The 11,059-nt window shown below is 68.5% G+C and carries 12 protein-coding genes; 9 read left to right on the plus strand and 3 right to left on the minus strand.

Annotated features, from left to right (window positions below; translation table 11 throughout):
• Window position 1: 1 nt before the first annotated feature.
• From gcvH to gcvPB, 4 genes are all read left to right on the plus strand, one after another.
• Window positions 2–373 (plus strand): glycine cleavage system protein GcvH, encoded by a 372-nt coding sequence (gcvH, locus tag P6144_RS17710; protein ID WP_277769142.1) that lies wholly within the window; start codon window positions 2–4, stop codon window positions 371–373.
• 114 nt (window positions 374–487) lie between these two features.
• Window positions 488–1,846, plus strand: a complete 1,359-nt coding sequence (gene gcvPA, locus P6144_RS17715; protein ID WP_277769143.1) for an aminomethyl-transferring glycine dehydrogenase subunit GcvPA — start codon at window positions 488–490, stop codon at window positions 1,844–1,846.
• A complete protein-coding gene (locus P6144_RS17720) occupies window positions 1,843–1,989 on the plus strand; it encodes a hypothetical protein (RefSeq protein WP_277769144.1) in 147 nt (48 codons plus the stop codon). Before gcvPA ends, P6144_RS17720 begins: the two co-directional genes overlap by 4 nt.
• Window positions 1,986–3,560, plus strand: a complete 1,575-nt coding sequence (gene gcvPB / locus P6144_RS17725; RefSeq protein ID WP_277769145.1) for an aminomethyl-transferring glycine dehydrogenase subunit GcvPB — start codon at window positions 1,986–1,988, stop codon at window positions 3,558–3,560. Before P6144_RS17720 ends, gcvPB begins: the two co-directional genes overlap by 4 nt.
• Before the next feature lie 133 nt (window positions 3,561–3,693).
• On the opposite strand, the gene P6144_RS17730 is transcribed toward gcvPB, so the two are convergent.
• A complete protein-coding gene (locus P6144_RS17730) occupies window positions 3,694–4,608 on the minus strand; it encodes an oxygenase MpaB family protein (RefSeq protein ID WP_277769146.1) in 915 nt (304 codons plus the stop codon).
• A 30-nt stretch (window positions 4,609–4,638) separates the two neighbouring features.
• Window positions 4,639–5,112, minus strand: a complete 474-nt coding sequence (locus P6144_RS17735; RefSeq protein ID WP_277769147.1) for an isoprenylcysteine carboxylmethyltransferase family protein — start codon at window positions 5,110–5,112, stop codon at window positions 4,639–4,641.
• A gap of 141 nt (window positions 5,113–5,253) precedes the next feature.
• Here P6144_RS17735 and P6144_RS17740 point away from each other — a divergent pair, with 141 nt between their 5' ends.
• On the plus strand, window positions 5,254–5,772 hold the full coding sequence (locus tag P6144_RS17740; protein ID WP_277769148.1) for a CcdC protein domain-containing protein: 519 nt from the start codon (window positions 5,254–5,256) through the stop codon (window positions 5,770–5,772).
• Window positions 5,769–6,350 (plus strand): DUF938 domain-containing protein, encoded by a 582-nt coding sequence (locus tag P6144_RS17745; RefSeq protein WP_277769149.1) that lies wholly within the window; start codon window positions 5,769–5,771, stop codon window positions 6,348–6,350. The genes P6144_RS17740 and P6144_RS17745 overlap by 4 nt, the downstream gene beginning before the upstream one ends.
• A gap of 116 nt (window positions 6,351–6,466) precedes the next feature.
• Here P6144_RS17745 and P6144_RS17750 read toward each other — a convergent pair whose 3' ends face one another.
• A complete protein-coding gene (locus P6144_RS17750; protein ID WP_277769150.1) occupies window positions 6,467–7,393 on the minus strand; it encodes a DMT family transporter in 927 nt (308 codons plus the stop codon).
• Window positions 7,394–7,548: 155 nt separating this feature from the next.
• On the opposite strand from P6144_RS17750, the gene proS reads away from it, so the two are divergent.
• The 3 genes from proS (at window position 7,549) to P6144_RS17765 (ending at window position 10,885) form a co-directional block, all read left to right on the plus strand.
• Window positions 7,549–9,081: a proline--tRNA ligase gene (gene proS, locus P6144_RS17755; protein WP_277769151.1), complete on the plus strand. Its 1,533-nt coding sequence runs from the start codon at window positions 7,549–7,551 to the stop codon at window positions 9,079–9,081.
• 203 nt (window positions 9,082–9,284) lie between these two features.
• Window positions 9,285–9,887, plus strand: coding sequence for a TIGR02466 family protein (locus tag P6144_RS17760; protein WP_277769152.1), 603 nt, complete (start codon window positions 9,285–9,287; stop codon window positions 9,885–9,887).
• Window positions 9,884–10,885 (plus strand): pectinesterase family protein, encoded by a 1,002-nt coding sequence (locus P6144_RS17765; RefSeq protein WP_277769153.1) that lies wholly within the window; start codon window positions 9,884–9,886, stop codon window positions 10,883–10,885. The genes P6144_RS17760 and P6144_RS17765 overlap by 4 nt, the downstream gene beginning before the upstream one ends.
• Window positions 10,886–11,059: the final 174 nt, after the last annotated feature.

The following is an 11,059-nucleotide window of genomic DNA, read 5'->3' on the forward strand; positions in this document are numbered from 1 at the left end:
CATGAGCCGCTATTTCACCGAAGACCATGAGTGGATCGACGTCGATGGCGAGACCGCGACGGTCGGCATCACCGAATATGCCCAGAGCCAGCTCGGCGACATCGTGTTCGTCGAAGTGCCCGAAGAGGGCAAGCAGGTCTCGAAGGGCGACGATGCCGCCGTGGTCGAGTCGGTCAAGGCCGCGTCGGACGTCTATGCGCCCGTCTCGGGCACCGTGATCGAGGGCAACGAGGCACTCGCCGACAACCCGGCGCTGGTCAACGAAGACCCCGAGGGCGAAGGCTGGTTCTTCAAGCTGACGCTGTCGGACGCGAGCGAGCTGGAGAGCCTGATGAACGACAGCGCTTATCAGGACTACGTCTCGAAGCTCTAAATCGTCATCCCGGCGGAAGCCGGGATCTCGTGCCAATTGGCGTAACGTCTCGGCGTCGCGCCTGCTGCCTGAGACCCCGGCTTTCGCCGGGGTGACGGCGTCAGGAAGAAAACAATGCGCTACCTGCCCCTTACCCAGCCCGATCGCGAGGCGATGCTCGGCGTCATCGGTGCCAGTTCGATCGACGATCTCTTTGCCGACGTTCCCGCCAGCGCCGTGCTCGATGGCCCGATCAAGGGCCTGCCGATGCATGCCAGCGAGCTCGCGGTCGAACGCCACATGACGAAGCTGGCGGCGAAGAACCTCGCCGCGGGGGCTGCGCCCTTCTTCCTCGGCGCCGGTGCCTATCGCCACCACGTGCCGGCCAGCGTCGATCACCTGATCCAGCGCGGCGAGTTCCTCACCGCCTACACGCCCTATCAGCCGGAAATCGCGCAGGGCACGCTGCAGATGATGTTCGAGTTCCAGTCGCAGATCGCGCGCCTGCTCGGCTGCGACGTGGCGAACGCCTCGATGTACGACGGCTCGACGGCATGCTGGGAAGCCATCACCATGGCGCGCCGCGTCACCAAGCGCGGCAAGGCGATCCTCTCGGGCGGGCTGCATCCGCATTATGTCTCGGTTGCCGAGACCATGGCCAAGTTCACCGGCGACCAGCTGGTCACTTCGGTCCCGACCCTGTCGCCGACGCCCGACACCGACGACCTGATCGCGCAGATCGATGACGACACCTCGTGCGTCGTGGTCCAGTATCCCGACATCCTCGGCCGCATCGCGGATCTCTCCAAGCTTGCCGAAGCCGCGCATGCGAAGAAGGCGCTGCTCGTCGCCGTCGTCACCGAGCCGGTGGCGCTGGGCGCGATCCGGTCGCCCGGCGAGATGGGCGCGGACATCGTGGTGGGTGAGGGCCAGTCGCTCGGCGTCGGCCTCCAGTTCGGCGGGCCCTATGTCGGCCTGTTCGCCTGCTCGGAGAAGCTGGTCCGCCAGATGCCGGGCCGCCTGTGCGGCGAGACGGTCGATGCCGAGGGCAAGCGTGGCTATGTGCTGACGCTCTCCACCCGCGAGCAGCATATCCGCCGCGAGAAAGCGACGTCGAACATCTGCACCAGCTCGGTGCTGTGCGCACTCGCCATGTCGGTCCATATGACCCTGCTCGGCGAGAAGGGCCTGCGCCAGCTCGCCGCGATCAATCATGCCGGCGCCTCGGCCGCCGCCGATCGCCTGGCCCAGGTGCCGGGGGTCGAGCTGGTCACCCCGACCTTCTTCAACGAGTTTACCCTGAAGCTCTCGAAGGAAGCGCGCCCGGTGGTTCGCCAGCTCGCCGATCAGGGCATCCTGGCGGGCGTATCGCTCGGCCGACTTTATCCTTCGGCCACCGATCTTGGCACGGGGCTGATCGTCGCCGTCACCGAAACCACTACGGCGGAGGACGTCGAGACGCTTGCCTCCGCGCTCGAGGAGGTGCTGGCATGAGCGATCTCCGGAATATTTCCGTTCGCCCTGAGCTTGTCGAAGGGCCGTTCTTCTTTGCCGCCGTCCTCCAGGAAGGACGGGGCTTCGACAAGCTCAGCCCGAACGGGGTTGGTGCTGTCCGCAATTCGGAGGTGCTGGCATGAGCACGATCAACCAGTCCGGCTGGCGCCCGACCACCCCGCAGGCAGGCGAAGTCGGCAATCTCTCGACCTTCACCGGCAACCGCGCGCTGATGCTCGAGGAAGCGCTGATCTTCGAGATCGGATCGTCCGAAACCACCGGCGTCGATTTCGGCGAAGTGCCCCAGGCCAAGTCGCGCCTCGGCGGGCTCGAGCGTTCGAGCGAGATCGGCCTGCCGGGTCTCTCCGAGCCCGAGACGGTGCGCCACTATACGCGCCTCAGCCGCCAGAACTACGCGATCGACCTGGGCCTGTTCCCGCTCGGCTCGTGCACGATGAAGCACAATCCGCGCCTCAACGAGCGGATGGCGCGCCTGCCGGGCTTCGCCGACATCCACCCGCTCGCGCCGGTCGACACGGTGCAGGGCGCGCTCGAGGTCATCGACCAGCTCGCGCACTGGCTGATCACGCTCACCGGCATGCAGGCGGTGGCGATGAGCCCCAAGGCCGGTGCCCACGGGGAACTCTGCGGCATCCTCGCGATCCGCTCGGCGCTCGACGCGCAGGGCCAGCAGGACCGCAAGATCCTGCTCGTGCCGACCAGCGCGCACGGCACCAACCCGGCGACGGCGGCGTTCGCCGGCTTCTCGGTCGAGGACATTCCCGCCACCGAGGACGGCCGTGTCGATCTCGAAGCGCTCAAGGCGCGGCTGGGCCCGGACATCGCCGGCGTGATGATCACCAATCCCAATACCTGCGGCCTGTTCGAGCGCGACATGAAGGCGATTTCGGACGCGGTCCATGCGGCGGGCGGCTATGTCTATTGCGATGGCGCCAATTTCAACGCGATCGTCGGCCGGGTCCGTCCGGGCGATCTCGGCGTCGATGCGATGCACATCAACCTGCACAAGACCTTTTCCACCCCGCATGGCGGCGGTGGTCCGGGTTCGGGTCCGGTCGTGCTGTCGGCGGCGCTGGCGCCCTATGCGCCTTTGCCGTTCGTCGAGAAGGACGGCGACAAGTTCCACCTCGTCGAGGAGGAAACCGCAGGCGAGCATCATGCCGGCACCTTCGGCCGGATGACCGCGTTCAACGGCCAGATGGGGATGTTCACGCGCGCGCTCACCTATATCCTCAGCCACGGCGCCGATGGCCTGCGCCAGGTCGCCGAGGATTCGGTGCTCAACGCCAACTATATCCTGCGCAGCATGGAGGACGTGCTCGACGCGCCCTTCGCCAAGTACGGCCCGTGCATGCACGAGGCGATCTTCAGCGATAAGGGCCTGCCCGAGGGCCTGTCGACGATCGACATCGCCAAGGGGCTGATCGACGAGGGCTATCACCCGATGACGGTCTATTTCCCGCTCGTCGTCCACGGCGCGATGCTGGTCGAGCCGACCGAGACCGAGAGCAAGGCGACACTCGACCAGTTCATCGGCGCGTTCCGCAGCGTGGCGGCCCGTGCGAAGAACGGCGATCCTACGGTCAAGACCGCCCCGCACTTCGCTCCGCGCCGCCGCCTCGACGAGACGCTCGCCGCGCGCAAGCCGGTGCTCGCGTGGAAGCCGCCGGTGGTGGCGGAGGCTGCGGAGTAATTAATCCTCCCCCGGAGGGGGAGGGGGACCGCCGAAGGCGGTGGAGGGGGCCTTCCACGGGCGATGCCGCTTGGGGCTGGCCCTCTCCACCACCGCCTTCGGCGCCGGTCCCCCTCTCCCTCCGGGAGAGGATTTATCGTTTTTGCCACAACCAGTCCGCCGGCAGCCCCAGCCGCTCGCTCGCCCTGGCGGGCGGGGAGTCGAGCAGCGGCACGCGGTCCGCGACGCCGGCGACCAGCTTCACCAGCCTGCGTTCGAACCCGCGCAGCCGCCACTCCTCCAGCCCCAGCCGGTCGATCAGCGGATCGGGGAGCAGCGAGACCGCGGCGCGCAGCAGCGTGCGCTGGAAGGGGCGGGCGACCCAGGGCAGCGCCGGCACCGTGCGCATGATCTCCAGGAATTCGCCGATGATCGGCGAGGGCACCAGCCGCACGTCCATCCCCGCGAACAGCGCCGCCATCTTCGCCTCGCTGGTCGGCGCGCCCACCGCGCCATAGAGCCGCGCCACCGCCGCGCCCTCGGCCAGCGCACTGTCGCGCTCGCGGTAGCTGAGCGGCGTCACATAGGCGTGATAGGCGCGGATGAAGCCGTAGGAGGCCGTGGCCTGCACCCAGTCGAGCAGCACCGGATCACTGGCGCTGTAAGGCGCGCCTTCGCTGGTGGTGCCGCTTACCCGGCCATGCGCGCGCACCACGCCGGCGATCATCGCCTCGGCGCGGCTGCGCGGGCCATAGACGGTCATCATCGCCGCCAGCCCGGTGCGGCGCAGCCGGGTGAGCGCATCGGTGCGGAAACTCGAATGCTGCCACACCCCGTCGCGCACCCCGGGCTCGGCCAGCTCGAGCAGCACCGCCGCGACGCCGCCGATGAACAGGCTCACCGGATTCTTGAACACCCGCCACGAAACCGAATCCGCGGAGACCAGCGCGGGCTCGCCCGCGGGCGCGGCGAAATCGAAGTCCATGCCGGGCGCGCTGCCCATCATCTCGCTCGCGGCGGCGCCGATGCGGCGGAGCAGGGGCTCGGGCAAGGTGAGGGCGTCGATCATGCCCTCTTAACGTGCGTCAAGCCTGCCGGTTCAGATCCAGCGGCGGACGGCGCCCTTATAGGCCAGGTAGCGTTCGCCGAACTTGCCCGCGAGATAGTTCTCCTCGCGCTCGACCACTTCCTTCTGGATGACGAACACGACCGGGATCAGCAGCAGCAGCGCGACCAGGCTGTCGAGCCAGATCGCAACGCCGGCATAGGCGAGCGCCATGCCGAAATACATCGGGTTGCGCGACCAGCGATAGACGCCGTCGGTGACGAGCGTCGTGGTGCGCTTCCAGGGCTGGGTATCGGTGCCGGCGGCGCGGAACAGCCCGATCGCCGAGAAGACGATGCCGATGCCCAGGATCGCCGCGAGCCAGCCGATGCCGCGCTCGGTCGAATTGCTCAGCGGCAGGCCCGGGCTGCCCAGGAACCGGCCCAGCGCCAGCCCCACTACCAGCGTGCCCGCAAAGGCCGCCGGCGGCATGAACTTCACGCCCGCGCTATCCTGATCGATGTCCATGAACCCTCCGGGGGCCCTGATGGACCGGCGTGGCCGCATGCGCAATCCTCTTGCCTTTTCCTGCCATCTCGGCTGGCATGGAGAGTGTGTTGTCGATATATGGCACCGGCAGGTTGCCGAGGCAAGTTTCGGGGGAATTTCATGCACGTACAAGCCGGCCATCCCAGCCCGTGGTTCCAGCTCATCCCGATCGCGATCATCCTGGTCGTGCTGACGCTGCGCATGCGCCGGCTGACCCGCGAGCGGCCGCTCAAGATCGAATGGCTGTGGGTGGTGCCGGCGCTGTACGTCGTGATCGCCGGCGTGACCTTCTGGAACCTGCCGCCCTCGCCGATGACCTGGGCGGTGGCGTTCGCCGCGCTGCTCGCCGGGGCGGCGCTCGGCTGGCAGCGCGGCCGGATGATGCACATCAAGGTGAACCCGGAGACGCACGAAATCTCGCAGCGCGGTTCGCTCGCGGCGATGGCCTTCATCATCGTGCTGGTGCTGATCCGCACCGGTGCGCGCAACGCCGAGTCGCTCGGCATTCCCGGCGTGCATTTCGACGTGATGGCGATGACCGATGTGCTGATCGCCTTCGCGCTCGGCATGCTGACGATGCAGCGGGTCGAGATGTTCCTGCGCGCGCGCCGGCTGCTCGAGGAAGCGCGCGCCGCGTGAAGCGCCACGCACCCGCCACCGAGCGCAACCGCGATCCGATCGCCGCGGTGCTCGCCGAGGCGCTGCCGCCCGCCGGCCGGGTGCTCGAGATCGCCAGCGGCACCGGCGAGCATGCCGCGTTCTTCGCCGAACGCTTTCCGGGCCTCACCTGGCAGCCGAGCGATCCCGATGCCGATGCGCTCGCCTCGATCGCCGCCTGGACCGCGGGGATGGCGAACGTGCTGCCCCCGCTGGAGATCGACGCGGCCGGCGGCGCCTTCCCCGCGGCGGATGCGATCCTCTGCGTCAACATGGTCCATATCAGCCCCTGGCAAGCGACGCTCGGGCTGATGGCCGGGGCGGGGGCGGTGCTGGCTTCGGGCGCCCCGCTGATCCTCTATGGGCCCTATCGCCGCGAAGGCGTGGAGACGGCGCCGTCCAACGAAGCCTTCGAGCTGTGGCTCAAGGAGAAGGACCCGCGCTTCGGGCTGCGATATGTGGAGGCGGTGAGCGAAGTCGCGGCGGCGCACGGCCTGGCACTGGCGCGGCTGGTCGAGATGCCCGCGAACAATCTGATGCTGGTGTATCGGAAGGGCTGAACGCCTGACCGTCATCCCCGCGAAGGCGGGGATCCATTCTGGCTGGCTATTGCGAGTCTCATTGCCCGCAGTGCCAATAGATCCCCGCCTTCGCGGGGATGACACGGAAAGGGGACCTACACCGGCTCCATCTCCGCGCTGGTCACCGCCGGATCGGGAATCCCCCGCTTGCGCTCGCGCCAGACGATGTAGAGCCCGCTGGCGATGATCACCGGCGCGCCCAGCCAGGTCCAGCCGCTCGGCCACATGCCGAAGATCGCCCAGCCATAGAGCGTGCCCCAGATCAGGCTCGAATAGTCCATCGGCACCACTGCGCTCACCGGCGCGTGCTTGACCGATCCGGTGAGCGCCAGCTGGCCGACGCCGCCGATCAGCCCGATGCCCACCAGCATCGCCCAGGTCAGCGGATCGTGCGGCCTGAACGCGAAGGCATAGGGGATCGCCAGCACCGGCACCGACAGCACGGAGAACCAGAAGACGGTGGTCCCGGTCGCCTCGGTCTTGCCGATCTGGCGCAGCAGGATCGCGACGATCGCCACGAACAGCGCGGCGAGCAGGCCCACGGTCGCGCCGAAGATCGGCATATGCGCGTTCCACGGCTGGGTGACGATCAGCACGCCGCCAAAGCCGATGATCACCGCGCCCCAGCGGTGCCAGCCCGTCGGCTCCTTGAGCAGCACTGCGCCAAGGATCGTCGCGAAGATCGGCACGGTGAACTGGAAGGTGGTCGCCTCGGCCAGCGGCAGCAGCAGCACCGCGCCGAAGGTGAAGACCATGCCGGTAAGGCCCACGGCGGTGCGCGAGACATGCGCGCCGAAGCGCCGGGTGCGCACCGATCCCAGCCCGCCCGGCCCGGCCGCCACCCAGGCGGTCACCAGCGGCACCGCCCAGAGCTGGCGGTGGAACATCGTCTCGGCCAGCCCGGCGCCGCGCGCCTCGGCCAGCTTGATCAGCGCCGACATGGTCGCAAGGCAGGCGACTGCGAACAGACGCAGCAGGATGCCCTTGAGGATGTGGTCGGTTTGCTGTTCTCGCTGCGGCATCAATTCTCACTCCCTCCCTGGAAGGGAGGGGTCGGGGGTAGGTGAGCCTCCACAAGCGCCATGGCCCGGGGATGGCAACCCACCCCTAGCCCCTCCCTTCCAGGGAGGGGAAGGGTTCTTGCCGCAGGCGTGGTGCGCAACTACAGGCCTTCCCCATGATCAAGCATGCACTGAGCGTCACGCGAGAGGGCGACTTCGCCCAATGGTATCAGACCGTCATCACCGAGGCCGACATGGCCGAGGAGAGCGGCGTGCGCGGCTGCATGGTCATCCGGCCGTGGGGCTATGGCATCTGGGAGCGCATCCAGCGCCTGCTCGACGATCGCATCAAGGCGACCGGCCACGAGAATTGCTATTTCCCGCTGTTCATCCCGCTCTCCTATTTCGAGAAGGAGGCCGAGCATGTCGACGGCTTCGCCAAGGAGATGGCGGTCGTCACGCATCACCGGCTGATCCACAAGGACGGCAAGATGATCCCCGATCCCGAGGCGAAGCTGGAGGAGCCCCTCGTGGTGCGCCCCACCTCGGAGACGGTGATCGGCGCCGCGTTCAGCCGCTGGGTCCAGTCGTGGCGCGACCTGCCGGTGCTGATCAACCAATGGGCGAACGTCGTCCGCTGGGAGATGCGCACCCGCATGTTCCTGCGCACCGCCGAGTTCCTCTGGCAGGAAGGGCACACCGCCCATGCCTCCGTCGAGGAAGCGCGCGAAGAGACGATGAAGATGCTCGAGGTCTATCGCAGCTTCGCGGAAGAGTGCGTGGCGATGCCGGTGATCGCCGGCGAGAAGCCCGAGAACGAGCGCTTCCCGGGCGCGGTCTCGACCTATTCGATCGAGGCGATGATGCAGGACGGCAAGGCGCTCCAGGCCGGCACCAGCCACTTCCTCGGCACCACGTTCAGCCAGGCGCAGGACATCAAGTTCCAGAACTCGGAAGGCCAGCAGGAGCTCGCCCAGACGACGAGCTGGGGCATGTCGACCCGGATGATCGGCGGGCTGATCATGACGCATGGCGACGATGACGGCCTGCGCGTGCCGCCGCGCGTCGCGCCCTGGCAGGTCGTGATCGTGCCGATGCTGCGCGACAACGACGAAGACGCCGCGCTGATCGACTATTGCAAGGGCGTGCAGCAGGCGCTGGCCAGGCAGGTCGCGTTCGGCGAGCCCGTCCGTGCGCTGCTCGACCTGCGCGCGGCCAAGGCAGTCACCAAGCGCTGGGGCTGGATCAAGAAGGGCGCGCCGCTCGTCGTCGAGGTCGGCGGGCGCGACATGGCCGGGGGCAATGTCTCGGTCACGATGCGCACCGATCTCTACCGCGAGGACGGCAAGCTCAATTCGGCAATCGTCGCCCGCGACGCGTTCCTGGAGGGTGCGGTCGGCCAGCTCGAAGCGGTGCAGAAGGCGCTGTTCGACGAGGCCAAGGCGCGCACCGACGCGAACATCGTCCGCGACGTGACCGACTTTGCCGGGCTGGAGAGCTTCTTCGACAAGGCCGGCAAGTTCCCCGGCTGGGTCGAGGTCGAGTGGTCGAAGCCGAGCGGCGCCGATCTCGACAAGGTGGTCGAGCGGCTCAAGGCGCTCAAGCTCACCTTCCGCAACGTGCCGAACGACGCGGCGCCGGCCACCGGCACCTGCATCTTCACCGGCGCCCCGGCGGTGGAGCGCATCCTGGTGGCGCGTGCGTATTGAGGTTGTTCTTCCCGTGCCACAAGCCGTCATCCCGGCGAAAGCCGGGATCTCAGGCGAAGGCGCGTGCGTGCGGGCAGGTCTAAACCGTCACCCCGGCCTTGTGCCGGGGTCCACGGTGGCGCGCCGTCTGCACCTCACGCCTCTTGTCCATTTCTCGCCTCCCGGTGGACCCCGGCACAAGGCCGGGGTGACGGGGTAGGAGAATGCGCACGCTCTTCTCCACCCTGCTCTACGAGCAGCCGCTGGGCGATCCCGATCTCCTCGAGATGCTGGAGGAGTCGTGCCTCCAACTCGCCGAGGACGACATGGCCGGGCGCCGCTGGTGCCGCGAGAACCATTATCGCGGCTATACCAGCTACGCCTCGCTCGACGACCTGCCGATCCGCGACCCGAACTTCGCCGATCTCAAGCGCCTGCTCGACAAGCATGTCGCCAGCTTCGCCAAGGCCTGTGCCTTCGATCTGGGGGGCAAGAAGCTCAAGCTCGACAGCCTCTGGGTGAACGTGCTCGACGGCAAGGGCGGGCACGGCGCGCACATCCATCCGCACAGCGTCGTTTCGGGCACGCTCTATGTCGCGCTGCCCAAGGGCGCGCGCGGGCTCAAGCTCGAGGATCCGCGTCTGGCGATGATGATGGCCGCGCCCACCCGGCTCGAGGACGCGCCGGAGGGGCTGCGGAGCTTCGTCGAGATCCTGCCCGAGCCCGGCACCGTGCTGCTCTGGGAAAGCTGGCTACGCCATGAAGTGCCGCCCGGCTCGGGCAAGGAAGAGCGGATCAGCATCAGCTTCAACTATCGCTGGGGATGAGCGGCCGGCGCGCCTTCCTCGCCGGCGCGCTGGCACTGCCGATCGCCGCGCGGGCGGAGGGCGTGTGGGACGCAGTGGTCGATCCTGCCACCGGCACGCTCGGCGCCGCGCTGGCCGAAGCGGAGCGGGCGGGGCGGCCCTTCCGCATCCTGCTCAGGCCCGGCATCTTCACCGAGAAGCTCACCGTCCGTGCGCCCGGCGTGACGATCCAGGGCAGCCCCGGCACGGTCCTGCAATATGGCACCGCGGCGGGCACGCCCAGGCCGGGCGGCGGCAGCTGGGGCACCGGCGGATCGGGCACGCTGACCATCGCCGCGAAGGGCGTGACGCTGCGCGGCCTGACGATCCGCAACAGTTTCGACTATATCGGCGCGCGCCGCGACGGCGCCGGCAATGGCGCCCAGGCGGTGGCGCTGGCGATCGGGCGCGGGGCGGATCGCACCGTGGTCGATCGCTGCACCCTGCTCGGCTATCAGGACACCTTCTATCTCCACACCCGCACGCTGGTGACCGGCACGCGCATCGTCGGCGGGGTGGACTTCATCTTCGGCGGCGCCGCGGCCTGGTTCGAAGGCTGCGAGGTCGTCACCCGCAATGTGCCGGGCGCCGAGGGCTTCGGCTTCGTCGCCGCGCCCAGCACGCCCGCCGCGCAGGAATTCGGGCTGGTCTTCTCCCGCTGCCGGCTGACGCGCGAGCCCGGCGTGCCCGATCATTCGGCCTGGCTTGGCCGCCCCTGGCGCGCCGGCGGCAACATGGCCCTGCTCGGCCAGGCGGCATTCCTCGATTGCTGGATGGACGCGCATGTCCGCCGCGAAGGCTGGACCTGGATGGGGTACAAGGGGCCCGAGGGCGAGCAGCGCCGCCTGACGCCGCCCGAGGCGCGGCTGCGCGAGTTCGGGACTATGGGGCCGGGGGCGGGGCCAGCCAGTGAGGATCGCCGGCTGTTGACGGCGGAAGAGGCCAGGCGCTTCACCCGGTCGAACGTGATCGGGTTCTGACTGTTAGCCCTCTCCCCTACGGGGAGAGGGTTGGGAGAGGGGCACGACCGTGCAGCGCGCCCGCCGCTATCGATTCAAGACACACCCCCCCACCCCCACCCACACCCCCCACGGGGGAGGGGGGAGACCCCGCGCCACAGGGGCTTTGACCGACGTCACACCCGCGAAACCGCC

Origin of the sequence: Sphingomonas sp. HITSZ_GF (genome assembly GCF_029543155.1) — a bacterium.
In the GTDB taxonomy this organism is placed as follows: Bacteria; Pseudomonadota; Alphaproteobacteria; order Sphingomonadales; family Sphingomonadaceae; genus Sphingomonas.